The following is a 25,541-nucleotide window of genomic DNA, read 5'->3' on the forward strand; positions in this document are numbered from 1 at the left end:
CGGCTTGAGCCTGCGGGCGGGGTGGATGCGCGGGCGGTGCTGGAGGCGTTCAAGGGCCGGGCCATGGTCGCTCATCTGGAGGCGCTGCAGCGCATTGCTGATGACAATGGCGGCAACCGTGCGTCCGGGACGTCCGGGTATGAGGCATCCGCCCGCTACGTCGAGGAGCAGCTGCGCGCTGCCGGGTACAACCCCGTCCGGCAGACCTTCACGTTCCGCGGCGAGGGCAGGAGCCGGAAACAGGTGGAGAGCTTCAACATCCTCGCCGACACCGGCGGCAGCGCCGAGAACACCGTGGTGGTGGGCGGCCATCTGGACTCCGTGCGCGAGGGCCCGGGGATCAACGACAACGGCTCCGGGGTCGCGGCCATCCTTGAGATCGCCAAGTGGATGAAGGAGACCGGGACCACTCCGGTGAACCGGGTCCGGTTTGCGTTCTGGGGCGGCGAGGAGGACGGCCTCTACGGCTCCCAGCACTACGTCGATGAACTCAGCAAGGCCGAGAAAGCCCAGACCGCGGCGAACCTGAACGTGGACATGATGGCTTCCCCGAACGGGGTGCGGTCCATCCACGACGGTGACGGCTCGGATTTCGGTCACGCCGGGCCGAATGGCTCGAAGCAGATCGAAGACGTCTTCTTCCGCTTCTTCCAGGAGAACTCGCTGCCGGCGGAAACCACGCCCTTTGACGGCGGCTCCGACTACGACGCGTTCCTGCAGGCCGGCATTCCAGGCGGCGGACTGTTCAGCGGGGACGTGGAATCAAAGACCCAGGCCCAGGTGCAGTCCTATGGCGGAGTGGCCGGCAAGAAGCTCGATTCCTGCTACCACAAGGCCTGCGACACCATCAAGAACACCGACGCGGACCTGCTCAAGGAAATGTCCGCAGCCCTGGCCTACGCCACCACGTCCTACGCACTCGCCCCACGCGGCTAGGGCGGCCCGACGATGAAGCAGATCGCGGACTACTTGATTTCGACATCCGGCCGCCTGAGTACTGCTAAGTAGAGCGGCCCGGATCAGGCCCAAGTATTCGAGTACGGCCTACGGGTCCCGAAATTACCGGCGTTCCATAGCTTGGAATCATCACCGGTCACACCTCATGACGGCGGCCTTGTGCCGCTGTACTTTCCTGTCCCGTGACCGTTTTTCCGGATGTCTTAGCCGTATTTGGGCCGGGGATTAGAACGAAGGAAAGCTACTGATGGATATTTTTGAAGTCCTTGAGTCAGAAGTCCGCACGTACTGCCGCACCTGGGATACGGTTTTCGACCGCGCGGCCGGCAGCACGCTGTACAGCGAGGACGGCAGGGACTATCTCGACTTTTTCTCCGGGGCTGGAGCGCTGAACTACGGGCACAACAATCCGGACCTTCTTCGCCCGCTGGTGGAATATCTGCTCTCCGGTGCGATCGTGCATTCCCTGGATATGAAAACGGCTGCTAAACGGCGCTTCCTGGAAACATTCAACGAGCTGATCCTGAAGCCCAGGATGTATGACTATAAGGTCATGTTTCCCGGTCCCACAGGAACAAACTCAGTGGAAGCGGCTTTGAAGCTGGCGCGGAAAGTCACCGGCCGGCCCCATATCCTGAGTTTTACGAATGCATTCCACGGAATGACTCTGGGTTCATTGGCAGTCACGGGCAATTCAATGAAGCGCCAGGGGGCCGGGGTTCCGCTGACGAATACGACCAGCATGCCCTACGACGGATTCTTTGACGGCCAGACGCCGGACTTTCTGTGGCTCCGCCATGCGCTGGAGGACAGCGGCTCCGGCGTCGATAAACCTGCCGCAGTCATAGTGGAAACGGTGCAGGGGGAGGGCGGACTCAGAGCGGCCCGCGCCTCCTGGCTCAGGGGCCTTGCGGAACTATGCAAGCAGCATGGGATCCTGCTCATCGTTGACGACGTTCAGGCCGGGTGCGGACGCACAGGCACGTTCTTCAGTTTTGAGGATGCCGGAATAACCCCCGATATCGTCTGCCTGTCGAAGTCCATTTCAGGCTTCGGGCTGCCCTTGTCGCTGACGCTTTTCAAACCGGAGCACGACATCTGGAAGCCCGGCGAGCACAACGGAACCTTCCGCGGACACAACCCGGCCTTTGTTACGGGAACGGCTGCCCTGGAACATTTCTGGACGGACCGAAGCTTTGAATCAAACGTCGCCGGGCTGGCATCGCAGTTGCATGAGGGGCTGACCCAGATCGCAGCGGGTACCGAAGGGGCGCGCGTCAGGGGACGGGGCCTACTCGCGGGCATCTACTACCCCGACCACCAAGTGGCTGGGCGGATTGCTGCCGAGTCGTTTGCCCGTGGCCTGCTGGTGGAAACCTCCGGGCCTGAGGGCGAGGTGATCAAGACGATGCCGGCGCTGACCATCGGCGCCGACGAGATGATGAAGGGACTCGACATTCTTGCCGAAGCCGCAGAGTTTGTGACCGGCGGGAAGGTGGCAGCAAAGTCCATTGCCTAGAAAGCGTTGCCGGGGGGGGACATCAACAGCTACGAGCGACCGACCAGATTTTTAGGAACGCAAATGAGCACCCAACGTGCAGGAACGGCTAACCAGAATGGACTCCGCGGAACCGGCCCCGCAAGACAGCGGCCGACAGGACAGACGGGCGCCGGCTCGTGCTAGAGGAAAAGGATCAGCCGATTCCCCGCGGAAGCGTCATCGTGCAAAAATTCGGGGGCTCTTCTCTCGCGGACCCCTCGGGCATCCTCCGTGCCGCCCAACGGATAGCCAAGACGCGGGAAAACGGCTACCAGGTGGTCGCAGTTGTGTCTGCCATGGGCGACACGACCGATGAACTGTACGACCTCGCCGCCGATGTCTCCCCCCGGCCCCGTCCCAGCGACCTCGATGCCCTGCTGAGCACCGGAGAACTCGTGTCGTCGGCGCTGCTGGCGATCGCACTGGCCGATCTTGGCCAGGCGCCTGTGACCTTCACGGGCAGCATGGCCGGCCTCATCACCGACGACGTTCACGGCAAAGCACAAATCACTGACGTCAGACCAGACCGCATCCGCACCTGCCTGGCCCGCGGGGAAGTCCCTATTGTTGCTGGATTCCAGGGGCGGACGAAGAAGGGGAAGAAAATCACCACCCTCGGCCGGGGCGGCTCGGACCTCACCGCGGTGGCCCTCGCCGCGGCCCTGGGCGCCGGAATATGCGAGATCTACACGGATGTGGACGGCGTCTACACCGCGGACCCCCGAATTGTCCCGAGGGCACGCAAGATCGGTGTCCTCTCAAGCGAGGTGATGCTTGAGTTCGCGGCCTCCGGTTGCAAGGTGTTGCACCTGAGATGCGTTGAGTACGCCCGTCGATTCGGAATCCCGATCCATGTGAGGTCCTCGTTCGTGCCGGAGCTGGGAACGCTGATCCTGCCCGGACTCGACCGCCACCCCTTCCGCAAGCCTGTGAAGGAGCAGCCTGTCGTCACCGGAGTGGGCGGTGTCAACTCTGCCGCGAAAGTCATTGTCATCGGCGTTCCCGACACACCGGACAGCATGGCGCGCCTGTTTCAGGTGCTTTCGCATTCGGGGGTCAACGTCCAGACAATCGTCCAAAATGCTGCAGACTCGGGTTCCAGGCGTTCCGACGTCGCCCTCATAGTCCCCGCAACCCAGGCGGCGCCGGCACTCGCGGTGCTGGATGCTGCCCAAGGGACCATCGGATTCCAGGGCCTGCAGCACGACGGCGAAGTCGGCCGGGTGTCAATCACGGGTGTGGGCATGAGGTCCTCGCCCGACGTCTTTTGCACGTTCCTGTGGACCCTGTCAGAAGCCGGTATCGACCTTGATCTCGTCGAAATTTCGGAGACATACGTTGCGGCCATCACCCGCTCCGAGCGGCTCGAGGACGCCGAACGCGCCGTCCGCCTGGCGTTCGGCGTGGCCCGGGCAGCCGAGGAGACAGCAAGGTCGCGCTCACGTCCTGACAAACACCTTGACGTGGACGGCGACGTCCGCTGGGGCCATGGCCTCCGGGGATTGACGGCCAGCCCCGCATCGAGGGGCAGGTAGCAGCCCGATCGAACATCCCGTGAATGTCACAGCCGGCCGGGCCGGGCCTTTGAGGAAATGGGCAGTTCGTCCGCGGCACATCAGGTTATGCGTAGGAGGCAAACCATGAGTAAAAAGGTGAAGGTCCGTTCCGGGGCCACCGCCCCCGCTGAGTTGCGCGGCAAAATGTTGACCGACGGCGGTTTGGGCGAGGGAACGGTCTTGACATCGGCCGCTCCGGACCAGACCGCACGCTGGCATGAGGGCGAACGGCTGGACCAGCTGTTTGAGGACAGTTGCGACCGGCTGCAGGAACAGGGGCTGGGCGCCCAACTCGCGGTGGACGCAGGCGACGTCGCCTTGAGCTACCTGGAACTGGACAGTCGGGCAAACCAGTTGGCCCGCCACCTCCTGGCCTGCGGGGCACGGCCCGGGGACCGCATTGCACTGCTCTTCGACCAGCCGTGGCGCGCCTACGTGGCGATGCTCGCGGTGCTCAAGATCCACGCGGCCTATGTGCCACTGGACCCGGGGTTTCCCCCTGACCGGCTCAAGTACATTGTCGAGGACGCCGGTGTGGTGATGATTCTGTCCCTGACACACCTGAAGGACCTGCTCCCTGAAGTGGCCGCCCAGACGGTGTGCCTTGACCACGTTCAGAGCCATGTCGATGCCGAGGACGCGTCGCGCCTCAACGACGAGGACCTGGGCAAACCGGACGACGAATTGGCATACATTATCTACACTTCCGGTTCGACCGGCCGGCCGAAAGGCGTGGCAGTAGAGCAGGCCAGCATCTGCAACTTTGTCAGGGTGGCCTCTGCCATCTACGGCGTTGAGCCAACGGATCGTGTCTATCAGGGGATGACGATTGCCTTCGATTTTTCGGTGGAGGAAATCTGGGTTGCCTGGATGGTCGGGGCAACCCTGGTGCCCAAGCCCGGACGATCCAGCCTGCTGGGTGCCGAGCTCGCGGAGTACCTTCAGGAAAAACGGATCACAGCACTTTGCTGTGTTCCAACGCTGCTGGCGACGCTTGAAGATGACCTGCCCGGATTGAGGTTCCTGCTGGTCTCCGGGGAGGCCTGCCCCAGGGACCTCGTGCTGCGCTGGCACCGGCCGGGCCGCCGCTTCCTGAACGTCTACGGCCCTACCGAAGCGACGGTGACTGCCACCTGGTCCCTCCTCCATCCGGACACGCCCGTATCCCTCGGTGTGCCACTGCCCACGTACACCGCGGTCATTGTGGACCCCGAGGGACTTCGGGCCCTGCCGCCGGGCGAAATGGGGGAAATCGGCCTGGCAGGGGTGGGCCTGGCACGGGGCTACGTCAACCGGCCGGACCTCACCGAACGGGCGTTCGTCCCGGATTTCCTCGGGATCGAGAACAATCCCTCCGGCCGGATCTACCGGACCGGGGACCTCGGAAGGATCAACGACGCCGGCGAGCTCGAGTACTTCGGCCGGATCGACACGCAGGTCAAAATCCGCGGCTACCGCATCGAGCTGAGCGAAATAGAAGCGGTGCTGGTGCAGCTCCCGGGGATCGCGCAGGCAGTGGTCCAGACCTTTGAACCGGAGCCTGGATCGGTGGAGCTGGCCGCCTACTTCACCCTCCGCCAGGACGTCGTGGGCGTCGACGCCCATGAGCTCCACCAGATGCTGCGCACCAGGCTTCCCGGGTACATGGTTCCTGCCTACTTTGAACAGCTCGACACCATTCCCATGATGGCCAGCGACAAGGTGGACAGGAAACGCCTGCCACGACCGGAAAACCGGATCAGCCGGGCGGCCTCCGGGTCGTTTACCGCACCGGCGACTGCAGCTGAAGAAGCCTTGGCGGAGCAGCTTCAAGCCGTTCTGGGCCTGGACAAGGTGTCCACCGATGCCCACTTCTTCAACGACCTCGGTGCCGATTCTTTGTTGATGGCGCACTATTGCGCCCGCATCAGGAAAGGGACCGCACTGCCGCCGGCAGCCATGCAGGACATCTATGAATGCCCCACCGTCAGGCAACTTGCCGCGTGCCTTGAAGCCCGGCACCTCGAAGCCGCCCTGGGCACCACCCCGCCCGACGCTGACATGGCGCTGCCCGTACCGCCGCACCCGGTCAGTTCGTTCCAGTATGCCCTCTGCGGGGCAGTCCAGTTCCTGTGCTTCCTGGGCTTCATGATGTACGCCGCCTGGCTACTGATCATCGGATTCGAGTGGACCTCGGGAGGCAACGGACTCCTGGAGATGTGGCTGCGATCCATCGGGTTCGGGGCCGCAACTTTCGTGGTGCTGTCCGTGACCCCGATCATTGCCAAATGGGTCCTCGTCGGGCGGTGGAAGCCGGGCACCATCCGGATCTGGAGTCCGGACTATTTGCGTTTCTGGGCGGTCAAGGCCCTGACGCGGGCCAATCCGCTTGTCCTGTTCGCCGGCTCACCGCTGTATGTCCTTTACCTGCGGCTCATGGGGGCCAAGATTGGCAAGGGCGTGGTGATCCTTTCCAGGATGGTTCCGGCCTGCCCTGACCTGCTCACCATCGGTGATAACACCGTCATCAACAAGAACGCTTCGTTCCTGTGCTACCGGGCGCGTTCGGGGATGATTGAGAAGGGCACCGTGACGCTGGGAAGCAACGTCTTTGTGTCGGAGCGGACCACGCTGGACATCGGAACGACGATGGGCGACAACAGCCAGCTCGGGCATGCCTCCTCGCTGCAGGCCTCGCAGGCAGTCCCCGCGGGCCAGGTCTGGCATGGCTCGCCGGCCGTGCGCACCAGTACCAATTACCTTCGTGTTCCCGCAGCGGACTGTAGCGCCCGCAGGCGGGTCATTTACAGCCTGCTGCAACTATTGAACCGCCTGGTGCTGGTGGTTCCGGCCGCCGTGCTGGGGCTGGCAGCACTGCTGCCGCCCTACCTCGATTCCGGCCACCTGCAACTGGGCGCCCTGGCATTCTTCGTCGACACGCTGGCGGTGTCGCTGGTGCTGTTTATCGTCGGCTTGGTCTCGGGCCTGGTGGTTGTGGTCTGCGTCCCGCGGATACTGCACCGATTCGTCAAGCCTGACGTGGTCTATCCGCTCTACGGCTGGCATTTTTCCGTCCATCGGCTCATTGCACGGCTTTCCAACGTTCGGCTCTACAAGGACATCTTTGGCGACAGCTCCTACATCGTGCACTACCTGTTGGCCCTCGGCTGGAACCTGAACAAGGTGGATCAGACCGGATCAAACTTCGGGCCCACCCTGGCGCACGAATCACCTTTCCTGTGCGACGTCGGAACGGGAACCATGGTCGCGGACGGCCTCAATATGATGAACGCCGATTACACCAGCTCCTCGTTCCGCCTGTCCACGGTCCGCATCGCCGGCCGGAACTACCTCGGGAACCACGTCACCTTTCCCATCGGTGCGCACGTCGGGCAGAACGTCCTGCTCGCGACGAAAGTCATGGTGCCGATCGACGGACCGTCGCGGCGGGACGTGGGCCTTCTCGGCTCGCCACCGTTCGAAATTCCCCGGTCCGTGCAGCGGGACGCCCAATTCGATGAGCGGGCAATGGAAGAAGCGAAAAATCGGGAACTTCCGGCCAAGAACCGCCACAACATTATGAGCATGGTGTATTTCCTGGCCGTGCGCTGGGTCCTTCTGTTCGCGGCCACCATTGCCGGCGCCGTCGCGGTGACAGCCCACAGCTTCCTTGGTGTCCTGGCCGTTGCCCTGGCAATGGTGGCACTGCTGGTGTTCCGTATCCTGTTCACCGCCTTGGTGGAGCGTTCAGTCATGGGATTCCGCCGGCTCAGGCCCCAATTCTGCTCCATCTACGACGGCTACTTCTGGCGGCACGAACGGCTCTGGAAATTGCTCGTCGTGCCCCGGTTCAATGGGACACCTTTTAAGCCGCTGATGTGGAGACTTCTGGGGGTCAAGGTCGGAAAGCGGCTGTACGACGCCGGAGCGACCATCCCGGAAAAAACTCTGGTGACGATCGGTGATGACTGCACGTTCAACGAAGGAGCAACGATTCAAGGCCATTCCATGGAGGACGGCACGTTCAAGTCCGACTACGTGGTGATCGGCGACCGTTGCAGCCTGGGGGTAGACGTCTGGATCAACTATGGTGCGACCCTGCACACCGGTTCCACGCTGCGGGCTGACGCCTTGCTGATGAAGGGCGAGGACGTCCCGGAAGGCACCTCCTACGTCGGCAACCCGGCACGCGAGATCGTGGTCCCCGCATCACGGGAACCACGCCCGGCACCCCTGCTTGCCGGGCCCCGCCACCGGGCGCTGACGGACTCGGCGGGCAGGCCCGCGAAGTCACCGAGGGCCAGCCACGGCAGTCAGGCGCCGCGCCGCCACAAGGCAGTGCGGATCTGACCGAGGTGCCGGCGGAGTGACGACGGCTAGTGCGAGCCGGTGGGGAGGCGTGCGTCGTCGGGAACGTCATCCGGGAAGTCGTCGGGGACGGCGCCGGCGGCGGCCCGGCGGCCCCGGGAGGGTGCGGTATCGGTATCGGCACCGGCATTGGAACCCGCACCGGCCTTGGCCAGGGCCTTGCGCTCGCGCCGTCCCTCGACGAGTCGGTACAGCACCGGCACCAGGACCAGGGTGAGGGCGGTCGAGGAGACCAGGCCGCCGATCACGACGATGGCGAGCGGCTGCGAGATGAAGCCCCCGCCGCCGGTCAGGCCCAGGGCCATTGGCGTCAGTGCGAAGACAGTGGCGAGTGCCGTCATCAGGATCGGCCGGAGTCGCTGGCGGGCGCCGTGCGTGATGGCGTCCGCCACGCTCATCCCGGGCGCGCCGTTCCGCGGCAGGCGGTACTGGTTGATGAGGTCGATGAGCACAATCGCGTTCGTCACCACGATGCCGACCAGCATAAGCATGCCGATCAGGGAGGGCAAGCCCAGCGGCACTCCGGTGATGAGCAGGAGCCCGATGGCGCCGGTGGCCGCGAACGGTACGGAGACGAGCAGGATCAGCGGCTGGATGAGCGACTTGAACGCGGCCACCATGATCACATAGACAATCGCGATGGCGGCGAGCAGGGCGAGGCCGAGCTGGGCAAAGGATTCGGACTGCTGGGTCGTGGCGCCGCCGATCTCTGCAGTGACACCCGGCGGCAACTGGACGGTCTTGAGCCGGGCCTGTACCTCGGTGCTCACCGCGCCAAGGTTCGCGCCCGACGGCGTTATGGACACGCGGGCGGTCCGCTGGCCGTTGCTCGCAGTGATGGAGACGGGGACGTCCACCTGCTCCACTGACGCGATGCTGGACAGCGGCACGGGACCCGCCGCCGTCGGCAGCGGGGTTTGCCGGACGGCGTTGATGCTGGTGAAGCGGGTGCCTTCGCCGATGCGGACCGGGAAGTCGTTGGTGTCGATGCGCACGGTTCCGGCCGGGATGGGGCTGATGGTTGCGGCGAGCACGCCGGCCACCTGTTCCTCGGACAGTCCCGCGGCGACGGCTTTGGCCCGGTCCACCTTGACCTGGACCACCGGCTGGCTGGCCGCCAGGTTGGTGGCCACTTCGGAGGCACCCGGGACGCCGTCCATCGCCTTGACCATGGCGTCGCTCGCGGTCCGGAGATCCGCGGTCGTTGCAGCCTTGAGCGTGATGTCGACGGTCGAGGACGTGCCAAAACCGCCTTGCTGGGAGCCCACGGTGATCTTGCCGGAATCAGGAATCCCGGCCAGTTCGGCGCGCACGGTCTCCTTGAGTTTGCCTTGGTTGGCCTTCTCCTCGGTCACCACGGTGAAGCTGGAGTTCGAGGCTCCGGACGACAGCAGCGCCGAGAAACCGGTCTGGGCGTTGCCGGTGGTGACCTGGACGTCCTTGACGCCGTCGATCCCGCGGAGAACTTCCTCGACCTTGACCGCCGAGGCGCTGGCTGCGGCCAGGCTGGTGCCGGCAGGGAGGGCCTGGCGGACGGTCATGCTGTTCTCGCCGGAGTTGCCCAGCAGGTCGGTGGCCAGCAGCGGGGTCATGGCAGCGGTGCCGCCCAGGACCAGCAAAGCCGCGATCAGGGTCACTACCGGGTGTTTCTGGGTCTTGGTCAGGACCGGGAGGTAGCCGCGCTGCAGGACGGTGCGCTGCTCCGCCTCATGGGCCTTGGCCGCGATCTCCCGGGCCGGGGCGTCCCGGGCTGTGCCGGGCTTCTCAGCGGGGTTCCGCAGGAACCAGTAGGCCAGCACCGGAACGATGGTCAAAGAGACCAGCAGTGAGGACAGCAGTGCGATGGTGACTGTCAGCGCGAACGGCCGGAACAGCTCGCCGGCCAGGCCGGCCACAAAGGCGATCGGCAGGAAGACGGCAACGGTGGTGAGGGTCGAGGCCGTGATGGCGCCGGCGACTTCACGGATGGAGCTCTGGATTGCCGTGATCTTCGCTTCGCCGTAGCTCAGGTGGCGCTTGATGTTCTCGATCACCACGATGGAGTCGTCCACGACGCGGCCGATCGCGATGGTGAGCGCACCGAGGGTCAGGATGTTCAGCGAGTAGCCGGTGGCCGAAAGCCCGATGAAGGTGATCAGCAGTGACAACGGGATGGAAACTGCGGTGACCAGGGTGGCGCGGACGGACATCAGGAACAGCAGGATCACCGCGACGGCGAAGCCCAGGCCCAGCAGGCCCTCCGTGGTGAGGTCCTTGATGGACTTCTCGATGAACGGTGCCTGGTCGAAGATTGGTGTGAACCGGGCGTTGGAGCCCAGTTCGGCCTCGAGCTGGGGGATCGAGTCCTTTACCGCGTGGGAGATGCCGACGGTGTCGCCTTCGGGCTTCTTGGTGACGGACAGGGCCAGGGTTTCCTTGCCGTTGGTCCGGGTGATCGAGGTGCGGGCGTCCTCGGTGATGCTGACGTCCGCGACGCTGCCGATGGTCGCGGCGTTCCGGGCGCCGCCCAGCGGGAGCGCCTTGATGGCATCGAGCGAGTCGACCGGGCTGCCGATCTGCAGCGAGAGCGTCTTTCCCTGTTCCTCGATGGTGCCGGCCGGCACGAGGGCGCCGTTGTTCTTCAGGGCCTCGCTGATGGACTGGATGCTCGCGCCGGAGGCCGCCATGGCCTCGGGGCGGGGGAGGATCTTGATGTGCTGGCTGGCGCCGCCGGTCACCTCGGCGCCGCGGACGCCGTCGATCTTTTGCAGCCGCGGGACGGTGAGCCGGGCCAAGTCGGTGTTCAGTTCGCTGAGGGGCTTGTCCGAGGAGACGGCGAGGAAAACGATCGGGAAGTCGCTGATGCTGCCGGCGATGGCCTGGGGCTGGACATCGTCCGGCAGCGCCCGCTTGGCGTTGGAGATGGCCCGGTCGATCTGGTTTCGGGCACGGTCCAGGTTCGAACCATAGGTGAACACCATGCTGATCTGGGAGACGCCGTTGCGCGAGGTGGACGACGTCGATTCCAGGCCCTCAACGCCGTTGAGTGCCGTCTCCAGCGGGCTGCTGATCTGCTTGTCCACGACTTCGGGGGAGGCTCCCGGCATCGACGTGATGACCGTGATCTGCGGGAACTCGATGGAAGGGATGAGTTCCTGCTTGAGCGAGGACATCGTGATCACGCCGAAGACGGACGCGAAGACGGTGATCAGCGCGATCAGGGCCCTGTTGGCCAGTGACAGCTTTGCGAGCCGGAACATCTCATGGTCTCCTGGTGGGTTGACGGACGTACTGGTGAGCGATCAAAGCTGCCGCAACCCGGAGCGGGCGTCAGCTGCGCGCGGCGACCGGTTCCAGCTGGAGAGCCTTGGCCGTGTCGGCTTCGAGCTGCGCGGCGAGTTCCGGGTTCTCGTTGAGCTTGACGCCATAGCCGGGCATCATCTCCTTGAACCTGGACAGCCAGCCCTTGAACTGCTTCGGGAAGGACTTCTGGAGCAATTCGATCATGATCGGCACCGCGGTGGACGCGCCCGGGGAAGCGCCCAGCAGGGCGCCGATGGAGCCGTCGCGCCCGGCGATGACTTCGGTGCCGAACTGCAGCACGCCGCCCTTCTTCGGGTCCTTCTTGATGATCTGCACACGCTGGCCGGCGGTGATGAGTTCCCAGTCGCCGTCCTGCGCGGCGGGGTAGTACTCACGCAGGGCCTCGACCTTGGCGCCGTGCCGCTTGGCGACTTCCTTGACCAGGTAGGCGGTGAGGTCCATGTTGTCCTTGGCCACAGCCAGCATGGGGATGATGTTGGAGGGCCGGATGGACAGCGGCAGGTCCAGGTAGGAGCCGTTCTTCAGGAAGTTCGTGGAGAAGCCGGCGTACGGTCCGAACAGCAGGGAGCGCTTGCCGTTGACGAACCGGGTGTCCAGGTGCGGGACGGACATGGGCGGGGCGCCGACGGAGGCCTGGCCGTAGACCTTGGCACTGTGCTGGGCGGCGAGGGTCTCGTCGGTGCAGCGGAAGAACTGGCCGGAAACGGGGAAGCCGCCGAATCCCTTGCTTTCCGGGATGCCGGAGGCCTGCAGCAGGTGCAGGGCGCCGCCGCCAGCACCGACAAAGACGAACTTCGCGTGGATGGAGCCGTGCTCGCCGGACTGGGGGTGCTTGAGCGCGAGGTCCCAGCCGCCGTCGGACGCGCGCTTGATGCCTGAGACGTTGTGGCCGTAGTTGACCTCCACCCCGTTGTTCCCGAGGTAGGTCGTCAGCTCCCGGGTCAGGGCGCCGAAGTCGACGTCGGTCCCTTCCGCGGCGCGGGTGGCGGCGATCCGCTGCTTCGGGTCGCGGCCCTTGACGATCAGCGGGGCCCACTTGGCGATCTGGGCATGGTCCTCGGAGTACTCCATCGAGCGGAACAGCGGGTTCGGCTTGAGGGCCTCGAAGCGGGTGCGCAGGAACTTGGCGTTCTCTTCGCCGATGACGAAGCTCATGTGGGGGACGGTGTTGATGAAGCCCTTGGGGGAGCCGATCATGCCGTTCGTGACGAGGTGGGACCAGAACTGGCGCGAAAGCTGGAACTGCTCGTTGATGAGGAGTGCCTTTGCCGGGTTCACCGAGCCGTCCTTGGCCGCGGGCGAGTAATTAAGCTCACACAGCGCGGCGTGTCCGGTGCCGGCGTTGTTCCACGGGCCGGAGCTTTCCAGGCCCGGCTCATCCAGCTTCTCGAAAAGGGAAATCGTCCAGTTCGGCTCGAGCTGCTTCAGGAAAGCACCGAGCGTGGCGCTCATGACGCCGCCGCCAATCAGGACGACGTCGGCATGTTGGGTCTTGGAAATGAAAGTCACAATCAGTCTCCGATAGCAGCGGGTCTGGCTGTCACAGAATATCCCCGCACCGCCCTCTTACTGAAATTGGGTCCGTCCGTCAAGGCTTTAGCTCGACCTTCGTGAAAACTTCATTCAGCACGGGCGACGCCGGATACTTCAGCACCCGGTCCGAGAGGGCCAGGGCCGAGATCGGGAACGCAATCGGCACGGCGGGGACCGAAGCGGCGATCTGCGCGTTGATGGTCTGGTACTGCTCCGTCCGCTCCTTGCCGTCAGGCAGGCCGCGGGCCCGGGCGATCTTGGAAAAGACCTGTGGGTCCTGGTAGCCGAACTCGCCGGTGTTTTCGCCGAAGAGTGGCCCCACGAAGTTGTCCGGGTCAGAGTACGAGCCGTTCCAGCCCAGCAGATGGAGGGCATGGTCCCCGGGGGAGGTAACTTTCTGGAGGTAGCCCTCGGACCACTCGACCGGTACCGGCTTGATGTTGAGTCCGACGGCGGTCAGTTGCTTACTGATTTCCGCATAGACCTTTTCGGGAGTCGGCAGGTAGGGCCGGGTGACGTTCAGGGGATAGTAGAACTTCAGTTCCTCACCCTTGTAGCCGGCCTCGGCGAGCAACTCCTTGGCCTTTGCCGGATTGTGGCCCAGTGCCGGCGCGTTGTTGTTGAAGCCGCTGAGTTTGGGCGGGACGAACTGCGTCGCCTGGGCGGTGTTGTCAATAAAGAAGCGGCGGATCAGGGTGTCCTTGTCCAGCGCCATTTCGATGGCCTGGCGGACCTTGAGGTTCTGCAGGATGGGTACTTCCTGGTTCATGCCCAGGTACATAACGGAGAAGGGATCGCGCTGGATGATCTGCTCTCCGCGCTTCACCAGCTGATCGAAGTTGCCGACGGTCACGGCGTCGTAGGCATCGATTTTGCCGTCGAGCAGGGCCTGCATCCGTGTCTGGGTGTGGTCGTAGGTGACAAAGTTGATCGTGCCGATCTGGCCCTTGTCCCCCCAATAGTCCTTGTTGCTGGCGAGCGTGATGCTCCCCGGGTCCCAGGAGCTGAAGACGTAGGGACCGGTTCCCACCGGGTGGAGCCCGTAGGCCGAGATCGGCTGGCCGTCGCGGGTCTGGGTCAGCTCATCTGCTTTGTGGGAGGTGAGGGCCTGGGGCGAGGAGATGGCAAAGGCGGGCAGAGTGAGGGCCTGGAGGAACCCGGTGAAGGGCTGGGTCAGGTCGATCCTCACGCTGTCCGGGGCCAGGGCGGTGCAGCCCTTGTAGATGGACAGGGATGCCTGATCTGCGTGTGCCTTGAAGACGCCCTTGAACGTCGTTCCCGGAGCCTGCTTCCGCAGGGCCTCGGGGAAGTTGAACCAGCGGTTGAAGTTGCTGCAGACGGCGGCGGCGTCGAAAGCGGTCCCGTCCTGGAAAGTCACCTTCTCGCGGAGCTTGAACGAGTAGGCCCGGCCCTCATCGCTCGTGTTCCATTCGGTGGCCAGCAGCGGCGTTGGCGCCCCAGTGGTCTGGTCCACACCGACGAGTCCCTCCAGGACCTGGCGCGTGATCCGGTAGGACTCAATGTCGGAGACGACAGCCGGATCCAGCCCGAGCGGCTGCGAGGCGGTGCCGAAGGTGAAGACGGCGCTGGGGGCCGTGTTGGTCGACGTGGCCGAAGCGGTTGCCGGGCCAGGCCCCGGGGTTCCGGTGCAGGCGGCGAGCGGCAGCATCAGGAGGACGGCACCGAAGCCGGCTGCAATGCGGCGCACGGCACTGGTCCGCGCTCCACTGGCCCACGTTCCGCTGGTAGTGCTGGGACGCGCGGTACGGCTGGGCACTGTACTTTGGGGCACTCGGGTATCACCTCGGGGGACTGGTGGACCGCCGGCTGCGGAACAGGCCCATTCTAGATGACGGGCCGGGACGATCGCTGTGAGCCAGGCGGCGTCCGCCGGCGCGACACAAACGGGCGGTACACAAGCGAAGGCCCGCACCAGAGGTGCGGGCCTTCGTTTCTCCTTGTTGGTCCAGTGAGTCAGGCTGGAACCGCAGCAGGAGCGTTCAGTGCTGCCTACTTGGGCATCAGTACCGAGTCGACCATGTAGACGGTGGCGTTGGCGGTCATGACGCCGCCGCAGACGACGTTGGCCTCGTCAGCCTTGAGCGCGTCCTTGGTGCCGGTGACCGTGATGGAACCGCCCTGGACCGTCTTGTGCGTGCCGACAATCTGGTCCGGGCTGATCTTGCCGGGCACTACGTGGTAGGTCAGGATCTTGCTGAGCAGGGCATCGTCCGTCTTCAGCGTTTCGATCGTGGCGGCGTCGATCTTCTTGAAGGCATCATCCGTCGGTGCGAAGACAGTGAATTCGCTGCCGTTCAGGGTGTCCACCAGATCAACCTTCGGGTTGAGCTTGCCGGACACCGCGGCCGTCAAGGTGGTGAGGATCGGGTTGTTGGACGCCGCGACCGCTACCGGGTCGAGGGCCATTCCGGAGACGGAGCCTGCGCCGCTGGGGACCTGGGCGGCGTAAGCGGCGCAGCCGCTGCCGACGAGGTTGGCGGCCGGATCCAGCGCTGCTGCCGAGCTGGTGGACGGCGACGGTGCCATGGACGTTTCCATCGGCGTGGAGGCCGGGGCCGAGGAGCTGGGTGCCGCGGTGGTGGATCCGCCACAGGCAGTGAGGCTGAGCATGGCTGCAGCAGCGATACCTGCAACGGAAAGTGTCGTGCGCTTGATGTTCTGCATTTCAGTTTCTCCTTATGTTGTGCCGATCATTGCCAGCGGCGAACAATTCCCGCTCTGGCCCTTTTCCGACTTGTTGGGCACCGACCCGTGGTTGGTGTCTCAATGTGTATTCGCGGGCTCGGAGGAGACGGATGGGTGCAGGGTGAAAATTCTTTTTTATGCTCAAATGGCCCGGTTGTCAGCGCCTTCCGGCGGCGGCGCAGTGGGGGAACGCGGTGCCGGCCGCCAAGACCGGGCCGGTTCCGCCGGTCATTGATGGCAGCGACACGGAAATGCCGTGGCGGTTTTGGCGGGTTTGGGCGGCAGAAAGAAATAGAGCCCCGGTCCAAAGACCGGGGCTCTATTCATTGTGTGCGCAAGGGGGGATTTGAACCCCCACGCCCGAAGGCACAGGAACCTAAATCCTGCGTGTCTGCCAATTTCACCACTCGCGCGCGGCGCCAACGCCCGACTTGTCCTGCGACAGTCGGGGGCGGATGCCAGGCTCCATTGTACATTTCGCAGCAGGCGCTGCGGCGACAGCCGGTGGGCGACTAGTCGTTGACGTTGAGATCCCGGCGGAGCTTGGCGACATGCCCGGTGGCCCGGACGTTGTATTGCGCGACGGCGACCTTCCCGGCGGGGTCGACGACAACGGTGGACCGGATGAGCCCGTCGTACGTTTTGCCGTAGTTCTTCTTCTCGCCCCAGGCCGCATAGGCCTCGGCGACCGCGTGGTGCGGGTCCGACAGCAGGGGGAAGGTCAGCCCTTCCGCGGCTGCGAACTTGGCGAGCTTGTCCACGGGGTCCGGGGAAATGCCCACCACCTCGTAGCCGGCCTGCTGCAGGGATGCCAAGGAATCGCGGAAATCGCAGGCCTGCTTCGTGCACCCGGGGGTGGCAGCGGCCGGGTAGAAGTAGACGACGGTGCTGCGGCCCCGGAAGTCCTCGAGCGAGACGTCCAGCCCCTCCGAACTCTTCAGCGTGAAGGCTGGCGCCGGATCACCGGGGATAAGTCGTTCAGGCAAGTTGTGCTCCATTCTCAGGGCGGTCGCAGGGGGCACATCCCAGCCTAGTGAGCGTTGTTGCGGGCGCCGAATCGTACGCTCGCTATACTCTTTGGTATGCCTGATATGGATCGCTGGCCCACGGGCCGCCTATTGTCAACGGCAGCACGCCTTGTTGAACACTCCTGGAACGAGAAGCTGGGGGCCATTGGCCTGACCCATGCTGGGGTCATCGCCATGGAAGTGCTCTCCGTCAACGGACCAATGACCCAGGCCCAACTTGCCCAATTGGTGCGTGTCCAGGCGCAGACCATGGGTAAGACTCTCAGCCGGCTCGAGGCGCACGGGCACATCTCTAGGCAGCGGAGTGCCTCCGACCGCCGCAGCCACGTCGTGTCTCTGACGGACCGGGGCCGCGAAGCCGTTGCTGAAGCCGCTGACATGGAGCGTTCCGTGCTCGCTGCGGCCTCCATCGATCCTGACGTGTTGCGGCAGGAACTCCAGGCGGTCGTCACCGAACTGGCAACCAGGATTTCCACCACCGACGCGAAGACAATCGTCACCGCCGTAGAACCGGGTCTGCCGGTCGAAGCCAGTTAAGGTGAGCTAGACGATATGAAGTGTGGTGGCCGGCTGACATAGGACTGGAACCCCGGGTTCAAAGAGGTTCGTGGGTTGCCGGTCCGGCGGCCTGTTCCACCCAGTCTGGTGGTGGGTGTGGACTGGTAGAGCCACATTTGAACGTCTGGAGGTTCCAGTCATGAATAAGCGTACCTATGTCGGTTTGGATGTCCATGCGCGCAGTGTGAAAGGCTGCGCGATCGACCGCGAGACCGGCGAGATTTTGCGCCAGAATCTGGCCGCCAATGATGCCGGGATCACGGAGTGGGTGGCCACGTTGGCGGGCCCGGTCCTGGTGGTCTATGAAGCGGGTCCGACCGGATTCGGTCTGGCGCGGTGCTTGGCTGCTTCGGGGATCGAGTGCGTGGTCGCGGCGCCGTCCAAGCTCCAGCGGCCGTCCGGAGACCGGGTGAAGACCGATGCCAGGGATGCCGAGCATCTGGCCCGATTGGCCCTGCTGGGGCAGATTTCACCGGTGCGGGTCCCTGCCCCCTCGCAGGAGGCGGCCCGGGATCTGGTGCGGGCCCGCGAGGACGTGCGGGCGGATCTCATGCGGGCCAGGCACCGCGTCTCGAAACTCTTGTTGCGCCATGGCCTGGTCTATTCCGGCGGCCATGCCTGGACCGACGCCCACCACACCTGGCTGCACCGGCAACACTTCGACGACCCTGCGCTGCAGGCCGCCTACGAGGCCGGGCTGGAGACAGCCGAGCTGACGCTGGACCGCAGAAATCGTTTGGATGCGAAGATCACCGCGATGGCGGCAACCGAGCCATATGCTCCCGTGGTGCGGGCTCTGATGTGTCTGCGCGGCATTTCGGTGTTGACTGCATTCGGTCTGGCGGTGGAGGTCGGCGACTGGACCCGCTTCACCGGCTCCACCATCGGCGCCTATCTGGGACTGGTCCCCTCGGAGCATTCCTCGGGAGCCTCTCGGTCCCAGGGCGGGATCACTGAAACCGGCAACACCCACGCCCGGCGCCTGCTGGTAGAAGCCGCTTGGCACCACCGACGCCCCTACACCAATGCCAGCCGCGACATGCGCTCCCGCTGGGACGCAGCCGACGAAGCGTCTCGGGTTCGCGGCCACCAAGGCAACCACCGGCTCCACCACAAGTGGGAGCAGTTCGAAGCCCGGCACAAACGCCGGGTCATCGCCAACGTCGCCGTCGCTCGCGAACTGGCCGGCTGGTGCTGGTCCCTCGCAGCCCCGGTTCAACAGGAACAGCCATGGACGAATAAATAGACGTGTGCCGTTCCCGGCCCGGCCCGGATGACTCGGCAGCGTGGAGGAGACCCGCGATACACCTATGGACAACCGGTTCTGACCGGTGATGCCCGACATTGCTAGACCAGCGGCACCCCTCCGGCCGAACACCTCGTCCTGCGGTAGCCAATCCGCGCATATCAGTCTGACAGCGCAGTCGATCATGACGCGCCGGCCGGCCGGACCAGGCAGGGAACGAACACAGGCGAGCGGTCCAAGACATCCAGTCTTGGACCGCTCACCCTTGCCCTCTTGACAAGGAACAACTACATATCAGGTGTACTAACCCGGGTGGTTGGTGACACGGCTGCTGGGTGGCGCCTTTGAGTGCCGTGTGGGGCCTTCGCCGATTGTAGTAGTCGATGAAGTCCTCGTAACAGCCCTGGCATTCGGTTTCCGAGGTGTATGCCCGGGCGTAGGCCCATTCCTCCAGGAGGATTCGGTTGAAGCGTTCGATGCTCCTATATTGTCAAGTCCTCGTCTGGGGCAGGTTGGCATAGATCTCTCTCGCGATGTAACGCTTGAGGCAGCGGATGATCTCGCGTTTGCTGAGACCTTCAGCGGTGCGTCGTTCGACGTAGGCGCGGGTGGGTTCGTGCCTGCGCATTCGGACGATGGCGATGATGTATAGCGCACTGTTCGCTGCGCGATCGCCGCTGCGGGAAAGCCGGTGCCGCCCGGTGGTCCGTCCGCTGCTGGCCGGTTGTGGCGCGACTCCACAAAGTTTCGCGAACGCGGCCTCGGTGCGGATCCTGTCGGTGTTGTCGCCAACAGTGACGAGGAACTGTCCGGCAATTTCAGTGCCCACGCCGTGGAGCTGGATGAGATCGGGGGCTGCGTTGGTCACCAGCGCATCAATCTGAGCGCTGAGTTGCTTGATCTCATCATCCAACGCCTTCCAGCGGCGCGCGAGGTCACGCAGCGCAAGCTTGGTCCCTGCCAGGTGCATCCGTTCAGGCGCGGTTGCCAGTGACAGGAGATCCTCAGTCTCGGGGCGGAGTCGTAGGCACCTGTTCACCAGGGTGCGTTTGGTGAGGTCGACCAGCTCGTCGCGCAGCGTTGAGGGAGCGCCGATCATGATGCCGGACAACGCGTTGAAGGCTTGAGTTCGTGATTTCACGGCGCTGGAACGGGTAACGCGGAGGGTTCGGATGACCTCGATCATCCCTGATTTGCTTTTCGGTATGGCGGTGGAGGTTTCCCCCAGAACGGCGCGGGCGATCTGCTCGGCATCGAGGCGATCAGATTTGCCGTCCATCCGGCGGGCTATCCGATTGGGCCGGTTCACCTCGACCACCTGTTCACCCTGGCGGGTCAGTTCGCGAGCGAGTGCGGCGCCGTATGATCCTGTGCTTTCCACCCCAATCGAGGCGAGATGGCCATAGCCGCGCATCCAGGACCTTAATGCTCCATATCCGGGGGAGGTGGCGGGGAACTGCTGATGGCCGAGCAGACGGCCGTGGGCGTCGATCACGGCGGCATAGTGGGTGTGCTTGTGGGTGTCGACTCCACCAATTACCGTGACATCGTCGATCAGGGTTGTCATGCTGGAAGCGCTCCTTCCGTACTGGAATCAATGAACGGATGAGGCGAGCCGGCCGGGCGGGCGACAGGTCTGTGACGGGGCTTCTAGTCCAAGCTCCTATCAGGTCAGATCCGTCTGGCCGGCGCACTCCATAGTGCTGCGCCAGGCCCAGTCGACAAATCGAACGAAAGACACCATGGTCATACCTTGGCCGGGGTCAGACTGGACCCAACGCAGCACCACGATAAGTCTTCACAAACTTTGCCGTTGGTCTGCGGGCGGTAGGGCCGGGTGTATTTGTGCTTGATACCCGGTCCGAGCGCATCGTTGAACGTCCTTGAGCGGTAACAGGAGCCGTTGTCGGTCAGGACCCGCAGGACCGTGATCCCCTCGCCCTGGAACGCCGCGTTCGCGCGGATCCAGAACCCGGCCGCGGTGTCCTGCTTCTCGTCGGTCAGGATCTCGGAGTACGCGAACCGGGAGTGGTCATCGACCGCATGGTGCAGATAGGCGTAGCCGCGGCCCTGCTTCTTGTTGTTCCGGTTCCCCGCGGTGCGGCCCAGGACCCGGTGGCCGCCTCCGTCGGGAATCCGGCCGAGCTTTTTGATATCGACGTGCACCAGTTCCCCTGGACGGGGATGTTCGTAGCGGACCGGCCGGGGCCGGCGCACCGGCAGGCCGGTGATCTTGTCGATCCGGGACAACAGGGGCATGCCGAAACGTTTGAGGATTTTCTCCACGGTGGACCGGTTCATCCGGAGGTGGAACGCTATCCGGTGCGGACCCCAACGCTTATCGAACCGCAGCGCGATGACCCGCCGCTCGGTCCGGGTACGAGTCCGTGACGGTGAGTGCAGCGGACGCGACGACAGGTCCGACATGCCGGCTTCGCCCCATGCTCGATACCGGTCAGCCCATTTCTTAGCCGTCGCCGGCGAGCAGCTCACGCTCTCGGCAGCCCTGCGCAAATTCCAGCCCTGATCCACAACACGGCGGGCCAGCAAGAGGCGACCCTTCGGCGTCAGACAGGCGTTAGGGTGGGACACGAGGACCTCCTGGTGATCGAGATGAGTGTGGTAACCCACTTCGATACCGGAGGTCCTCGCCTCTTACACCACGCCACGCCGTTCATAACCTCCGTGGGAGTTACAGCTAGGGCACTGTTTTCCCCGTGTCGCGGCTGTGTGGACCTTCCCGGACCGGCGCAGGTGGTGCGAGGATGGCCCTGTCCGCACCCGGCTGATCCGGCTCAGAAGCGGACCCGGCGAGAGGCATGACTCATGGAGAGTTCCAGTAACGGCGCATACAGGATCGTCGTGGGAGTGGACGGTTCGGAATCATCGCGGGCCGCCATGGACTGGGCCGTGGACGAGGCCAGGCTCCGGAACGGGCAGATCCTCGCCCTCTCTGCCTGGCACTATCCGTATGTCAGCGATGCCCTCGGGCAGGTCTGGGAGTATCAGGGCTTTGAGGAGGACGCGCGGGCGGTCCTCGATGAGGAGCTTGAACGGGTAGGGGACCGCGGCGTGCAGATCACGGGGAGGCTTATCCAGGGGACCGCGGCGTCGGCCTTGGTGGATGCCTCACACCGGGCGGATCTCGTTGTCGTGGGTTCGCATGGACGCGGTGGTTTCACCGGCATGCTGCTCGGATCGGTGTCCACGCAGACTGTCCACCACGCCCAGTGCCCGGTGCTGGTTGTCCGCGGTGCGGCGACGGACACCGGGGTCCGGGGGACCTGAGCGGCGGGTCCCGGGCTCCGGAGAAACCCGACGCAGGCCGGGGTCTTGTGGGGTGGGGCCAGCCGGGCTAGTCTGGCGCCTGCTGGCGCGCACGATGGCGTGCGGCCCAGAACCGACCAGGAGGCTTCCGTGCAGATCGACCCGCATACCACCGCCGTCGTACTCATCGAATACCAGAATGACTTCGCGACCGAGGGCGGGGGACTGTACGACGCCGTCCGGCCCGTGATGGAAAAGACCGACATGCTGGCCAATACGGCCCGGATCGTGGAGGCAGCGCGGGCCGCTGGTGCCACGATCATGCACGCACCGATCACCTTTGCCGAGGGCTACAACGAACTCGGACCGCACCCGTACGGCATCCTCAAGGGTGTTGTCGACGGCAAGGTGTTCGTCAAGGGGACCTGGGGCGCCCGGATCATCGACGAACTGGTCCCGGCCGAGGGGGACATCCTGATCGAAGGCAAACGGGGCCTGGATACCTTCGCCAGCACCAACCTGGACTTCATCCTGCGCAGCAAGGGGATCAAGACGATCGCGCTCGGCGGCTTCCTGACCAACTGCTGCGTGGAATCGACCATGCGGTCCGGCTACGAGAATGGCTACCAGGTGATCACCCTGAGCGACTGCGTGGCGGCGACCTCCATTGAAGAGCATGAAAACGCCATCACCTACGACTACCCGATGTTTTCCACACCCATGACGTCGGAGGACTTCGTCAGCGCCCTGGGCTAACCCGTTGGACGGCGGGGGGCAGCTGCCCTCCCCGCCCGTGTCCCTCAGCGGACCGGCCCCCGGCTGCGCATAGGCTCAAGACATGGACGCGAACCTGACTGTGGAGCTCGAAGGGCAGACCTCGATCAACGAGCTCCTTGACGAGCCAGTCGGTGCCTCGCCGGTCCAGCTGGCGCTGCCCATCGATTTTCAGTTGGCCGCCGCGGTTCGGCGCTGATCCCGAACGTGTCTGACGGGGCCGGCGGCCGACTGGTACTTCGCGAATGGCCCTTCACTGGTCCTGGCAGGGCGCCCCCGGAAGAGATAGCCGGTACTTATGACTCTGGGCCCCGGCGCCTGGCACCGCAACACTAAGGCCATGATCACTCATTGCCAGTCCTGGCGGACCCGACCCGGAATCACACTCGTGGCCGTGATCGCCCTGTTCCTGGCCGCGTGCGCCCAGCCCGCGGGCCAAGGCGGGCCGGCATCGTCAACCGCCCCCTCATCCAAGACGGGCAACCCTGCCTGTGATCTCATCACCCCGGAGATTGCGGCGAAGACCGAAGCCGGGCTCGTGCCTGTTGGCCAGATCATCCCGGCCAAGCCGCCCGGGAGCAAGGCCTACGTGTGCACCTATTCGAGCAAGTCCAACGAAGCAGGTCTGACGGCCCTTTCGGTGGCCCTCACGTCGCCCGCATCGGACGCCGACATCTCCAAAGCGAAGTCGACGCCTGACTGTTCACCTGTCACTGGCATCGGCGACTCCGCCTGCCTGCAGTGGACGGGGTACTTCCGCGGTGAGCCCGGCAACGTGTCCGCAAATGTCGTCCTCACGGCCGTCCGCGGCAACGAGACCCTGGAGATGCCCTACGTAACCGGACCACCCATGGCCGGGTCGGCCGTCCCGGATGGCGACGCGATGGCCCGCGCGCTCGCCCAGGCTGCCGTGGACGCGGGCTGGGGCAACGGCACCGCACTCAATGTCCCCGCCGCTCCGCCTGTGGGTCCGCCGGCCACGACGAACAACGCGGTCTGTGCCCTGATCAGTGCCGATGAGCTCAAACAGGCTTTCGGGGCGAAGACCCAACCGGAAATCCTCCCGGGCGAGGTCAACTGCCGCTACAGGTTCGGCGACTTGGGCACACCGGGCCCGGACTCCCTTGTCTTCACCATCGAAGTCCTCAAGGGTTCAGCGCTGGCGGGCCAGGGCCCGCCCGGCGAGCCGCTCGACGGCGTCGGCGACAAGGCTGCCTTCAACATGACAACAGAACCCGCGGGCCCGAAGTCCCTCCGCCCGGCCGGCGACGTGCCGATTACGATCCTGTCCGTGATGGTGGTCAGGGGCGAGAACCTCGCGACATTCAACGCGCAGGTCCTGATCTCCCCGACGGGGCCGACGGCCGGGCAGACAAAGGATCAACTCATCACCCTCGTGCGCGACGTCGGATTCTGACGTCCGGAATCCGGCCGGAAAATCCCGAAGCTGGCCGTTGTCGCACTGGCAAGCTGTAATCTGACTCCGAACCGCACACGACTCATGGGGGCACCTTGACTGAGAACAATCCTCCGGTCCCGCCGGAACCGCCTCACCCGCATGCCGGTTGGCGTCAGCCCGGACCCGGCCAGAGCTACCCCTCCCACGGCCCCGTCCCGGGCTACGAGCCAGCCTACGGGCCATCCCAGCCATACACCCCGCCCGGCTACAGCCAGCAGCCGTATCCGTACCCGCAGCAGCAGGCACAGTACCCGTCCGCCCTGCCGGGCTGGGGTGCGCCGCAACCGCCGAAAACTGGTGTCCGCACGGCCTCAGGCGTCCTGACCATCGTGTTGGGCACGTACCTGCTCATGTACGCCGTTGTTGGGGCCGGCGGCGGCAAGGCAGGCATGGCATCCCTGCTGTTCCTCCTGGTGCTGGCATGCCTGACCGCGGGCATCCTCGTCCTGACCCTGCGACTGAGCAAGGGCGTCCAAGTATTCGCCCTGGCCTGCTCGGGTGTGGCCGCGCTGTTCGCGCTCATCGCCCCGGCCGCCGGCTACTACGGCATCGTGCTGCCTGCAACGCTCCTGCCGCTGGCAATCGCAGGCTGCATTCTCTCCAGCATCAGCCTGTCGCGGGGGAGCCAATCCGCCTGACCCGCACCAGAAAGAGGCCCCGCACCCATCATCCAGCCCACCTGCTCCCGCCTTCCTGACGCGGTCCCCGAAAGCGTCCAATACGCAGTCGAGGCGGGCCTCGTACTCGGTGTCGCTTTCGCCTTGGACGTCGGAGCCATGAGGGCTTCGGCGCCGCACACAGGACGGGCACGAAACCCGCGACCGGCGGACCTCTGACCCCGGCCCTCGACATCGTCGCCCGGGAACGCGCCGTCCACCACGCTGCTACCCCTGCCGTGCAGAACTTCAATGAGAAGCTTTTCGCTAGCTGGCGTCACTACACCGGTTGCTCATGCGGGCGGAAGAACGTCGGAGTAGATAGCCCGTAAGTACCCCTTTGGTTGGATCCGGGCAAAACAAAACCCCGCCTTCATGGCTTTTGGCCAGTGAAGACGGGGTTTTCTTTAGGTGGTGCACCCCCCGGGACTCGAACCCGGAACCCATTGATACGGGGTCAATTAGCTTACTTGCAGCTGATATTGCGATTTTTCGCTAATTCTCGCTGAAAACGTGTTGTTCCGTGGCCGGTGTGCGGGCCTTGAGGGACAGCAGGGGACAGTGAGAGCCAGAGTAAATAGCCCGTAAATCTCCCCATTGGAGCCACAAGG

At 64.6% G+C, this 25,541-nt stretch carries 18 protein-coding genes, 2 tRNA genes and 1 pseudogene; 11 read left to right on the forward strand and 10 right to left on the reverse strand.

The window, feature by feature from the left end; translation table 11 throughout:
• Positions 1-63: 63 nt before the first annotated feature.
• From GXK59_RS05245 to GXK59_RS05260, 4 genes are all read left to right on the forward strand, one after another.
• A complete protein-coding gene (locus GXK59_RS05245) occupies positions 64-936 on the forward strand; it encodes a M20/M25/M40 family metallo-hydrolase (protein WP_237393791.1) in 873 nt (290 codons plus the stop codon).
• Between the two features lie 268 nt (positions 937-1,204).
• The gene (gene ectB / locus GXK59_RS05250) at positions 1,205-2,476 is read left to right on the forward strand and encodes a diaminobutyrate--2-oxoglutarate transaminase (RefSeq protein WP_160664956.1); all 1,272 of its coding nucleotides are present in this window, start codon (positions 1,205-1,207) and stop codon (positions 2,474-2,476) included.
• 203 nt (positions 2,477-2,679) lie between these two features.
• Complete coding sequence (locus GXK59_RS05255) at positions 2,680-4,032, forward strand: aspartate kinase (protein ID WP_237393792.1); 1,353 nt, start codon at positions 2,680-2,682, stop codon at positions 4,030-4,032.
• A gap of 105 nt (positions 4,033-4,137) precedes the next feature.
• Entirely contained in the window at positions 4,138-8,382 is a 4,245-nt protein-coding gene (locus tag GXK59_RS05260) for a Pls/PosA family non-ribosomal peptide synthetase (RefSeq protein WP_160664960.1), read from the forward strand.
• Between the two features lie 26 nt (positions 8,383-8,408).
• Here GXK59_RS05260 and GXK59_RS05265 read toward each other — a convergent pair whose 3' ends face one another.
• The 6 genes from GXK59_RS05265 to bcp all read right to left on the reverse strand — a co-directional run bounded on the left by GXK59_RS05265 (position 8,409) and on the right by bcp (position 16,928).
• Positions 8,409-11,639: an efflux RND transporter permease subunit gene (locus GXK59_RS05265; RefSeq protein ID WP_160664962.1), complete on the reverse strand. Its 3,231-nt coding sequence runs from the start codon at positions 11,637-11,639 to the stop codon at positions 8,409-8,411.
• A 70-nt stretch (positions 11,640-11,709) separates the two neighbouring features.
• Positions 11,710-13,212, reverse strand: coding sequence for a malate:quinone oxidoreductase (locus GXK59_RS05270; RefSeq protein ID WP_160664964.1), 1,503 nt, complete (start codon positions 13,210-13,212; stop codon positions 11,710-11,712).
• 79 nt (positions 13,213-13,291) lie between these two features.
• Complete coding sequence (locus tag GXK59_RS05275; RefSeq protein ID WP_160669008.1) at positions 13,292-14,905, reverse strand: ABC transporter substrate-binding protein; 1,614 nt, start codon at positions 14,903-14,905, stop codon at positions 13,292-13,294.
• Between the two features lie 341 nt (positions 14,906-15,246).
• Positions 15,247-15,921, reverse strand: a complete 675-nt coding sequence (locus tag GXK59_RS05280) for a fasciclin domain-containing protein (protein ID WP_160664966.1) — start codon at positions 15,919-15,921, stop codon at positions 15,247-15,249.
• A gap of 352 nt (positions 15,922-16,273) precedes the next feature.
• A tRNA-Leu gene (locus GXK59_RS05285) sits at positions 16,274-16,355 on the reverse strand.
• Between the two features lie 99 nt (positions 16,356-16,454).
• Positions 16,455-16,928, reverse strand: coding sequence for a thioredoxin-dependent thiol peroxidase (bcp, locus tag GXK59_RS05290; RefSeq protein WP_160664968.1), 474 nt, complete (start codon positions 16,926-16,928; stop codon positions 16,455-16,457).
• A gap of 105 nt (positions 16,929-17,033) precedes the next feature.
• Here bcp and GXK59_RS05295 point away from each other — a divergent pair, with 105 nt between their 5' ends.
• Positions 17,034-17,507, forward strand: a complete 474-nt coding sequence (locus GXK59_RS05295; RefSeq protein WP_160669009.1) for a MarR family winged helix-turn-helix transcriptional regulator — start codon at positions 17,034-17,036, stop codon at positions 17,505-17,507.
• A 160-nt stretch (positions 17,508-17,667) separates the two neighbouring features.
• The gene (locus GXK59_RS05300; protein WP_160664970.1) at positions 17,668-18,774 is read left to right on the forward strand and encodes an IS110 family transposase; all 1,107 of its coding nucleotides are present in this window, start codon (positions 17,668-17,670) and stop codon (positions 18,772-18,774) included.
• Positions 18,775-19,033: 259 nt separating this feature from the next.
• Here the strand turns inward: GXK59_RS05300 and GXK59_RS20985 are convergent, their stop codons facing one another.
• The 3 genes and pseudogenes from GXK59_RS20985 to GXK59_RS05315 form a co-directional block, all read right to left on the reverse strand.
• Positions 19,034-19,252 carry an integrase core domain-containing protein gene (locus GXK59_RS20985; protein ID WP_202129186.1) on the reverse strand — a complete coding sequence of 73 codons (219 nt, stop codon included), beginning with the start codon at positions 19,250-19,252 and terminating at the stop codon, positions 19,034-19,036.
• Positions 19,253-19,264: 12 nt separating this feature from the next.
• Positions 19,265-20,341, reverse strand: a complete 1,077-nt coding sequence (locus tag GXK59_RS05310; RefSeq protein WP_160664972.1) for an IS110 family transposase — start codon at positions 20,339-20,341, stop codon at positions 19,265-19,267.
• A 236-nt stretch (positions 20,342-20,577) separates the two neighbouring features.
• Positions 20,578-21,366 (reverse strand): annotated as a pseudogene (locus tag GXK59_RS05315) (IS481 family transposase); the annotation flags it as partial.
• 234 nt (positions 21,367-21,600) lie between these two features.
• On the opposite strand from GXK59_RS05315, the gene GXK59_RS05320 reads away from it, so the two are divergent.
• The 5 genes from GXK59_RS05320 (at position 21,601) to GXK59_RS05335 (ending at position 24,912) form a co-directional block, all read left to right on the forward strand.
• Complete coding sequence (locus GXK59_RS05320; protein ID WP_160664974.1) at positions 21,601-22,062, forward strand: universal stress protein; 462 nt, start codon at positions 21,601-21,603, stop codon at positions 22,060-22,062.
• Positions 22,063-22,191: 129 nt separating this feature from the next.
• Positions 22,192-22,797, forward strand: coding sequence for a cysteine hydrolase (locus tag GXK59_RS05325; protein ID WP_237393793.1), 606 nt, complete (start codon positions 22,192-22,194; stop codon positions 22,795-22,797).
• Between the two features lie 82 nt (positions 22,798-22,879).
• Complete coding sequence (locus tag GXK59_RS20865) at positions 22,880-23,014, forward strand: hypothetical protein (protein ID WP_272927707.1); 135 nt, start codon at positions 22,880-22,882, stop codon at positions 23,012-23,014.
• A gap of 141 nt (positions 23,015-23,155) precedes the next feature.
• Positions 23,156-24,232, forward strand: coding sequence for a hypothetical protein (locus GXK59_RS05330; RefSeq protein ID WP_160664977.1), 1,077 nt, complete (start codon positions 23,156-23,158; stop codon positions 24,230-24,232).
• Positions 24,233-24,327: 95 nt separating this feature from the next.
• Complete coding sequence (locus tag GXK59_RS05335) at positions 24,328-24,912, forward strand: hypothetical protein (RefSeq protein ID WP_160664978.1); 585 nt, start codon at positions 24,328-24,330, stop codon at positions 24,910-24,912.
• 430 nt (positions 24,913-25,342) lie between these two features.
• Here the strand turns inward: GXK59_RS05335 and GXK59_RS05340 are convergent.
• Positions 25,343-25,416: transfer RNA gene (locus GXK59_RS05340), tRNA-Arg, on the reverse strand.
• Positions 25,417-25,541 lie beyond the last annotated feature (125 nt).

It is taken from the genome of Pseudarthrobacter sp. ATCC 49987, assembly GCF_009928425.1.
In the GTDB taxonomy this organism is placed as follows: Bacteria; Actinomycetota; Actinomycetes; order Actinomycetales; family Micrococcaceae; genus Arthrobacter.

Excerpts from the sequence above, each read along its gene's own strand:
- GXK59_RS05245 (WP_237393791.1), top strand. The coding sequence starts at position 64 with ATGGTCGCTCATCTGGAGGCGCTGCAGCGCATTGCTGATGACAATGGC.
- ectB (WP_160664956.1), top strand. The coding sequence starts at position 1,205 with ATGGATATTTTTGAAGTCCTTGAGTCAGAAGTCCGCACGTACTGCCGC.
- GXK59_RS05260 (WP_160664960.1), top strand. The coding sequence starts at position 4,138 with ATGAGTAAAAAGGTGAAGGTCCGTTCCGGGGCCACCGCCCCCGCTGAG.
- GXK59_RS05265 (WP_160664962.1), bottom strand. The coding sequence starts at position 11,639 with ATGTTCCGGCTCGCAAAGCTGTCACTGGCCAACAGGGCCCTGATCGCG.
- GXK59_RS05275 (WP_160669008.1), bottom strand. The coding sequence starts at position 14,905 with ATGCTGCCGCTCGCCGCCTGCACCGGAACCCCGGGGCCTGGCCCGGCA.
- GXK59_RS05280 (WP_160664966.1), bottom strand. The coding sequence starts at position 15,921 with ATGCAGAACATCAAGCGCACGACACTTTCCGTTGCAGGTATCGCTGCT.
- GXK59_RS05295 (WP_160669009.1), top strand. The coding sequence starts at position 17,034 with ATGGATCGCTGGCCCACGGGCCGCCTATTGTCAACGGCAGCACGCCTT.
- GXK59_RS05300 (WP_160664970.1), top strand. The coding sequence starts at position 17,668 with ATGAATAAGCGTACCTATGTCGGTTTGGATGTCCATGCGCGCAGTGTG.
- GXK59_RS05310 (WP_160664972.1), bottom strand. The coding sequence starts at position 20,341 with ATGACAACCCTGATCGACGATGTCACGGTAATTGGTGGAGTCGACACC.
- GXK59_RS05320 (WP_160664974.1), top strand. The coding sequence starts at position 21,601 with ATGGAGAGTTCCAGTAACGGCGCATACAGGATCGTCGTGGGAGTGGAC.
- GXK59_RS20865 (WP_272927707.1), top strand. The coding sequence starts at position 22,880 with ATGGACGCGAACCTGACTGTGGAGCTCGAAGGGCAGACCTCGATCAAC.
- GXK59_RS05330 (WP_160664977.1), top strand. The coding sequence starts at position 23,156 with ATGATCACTCATTGCCAGTCCTGGCGGACCCGACCCGGAATCACACTC.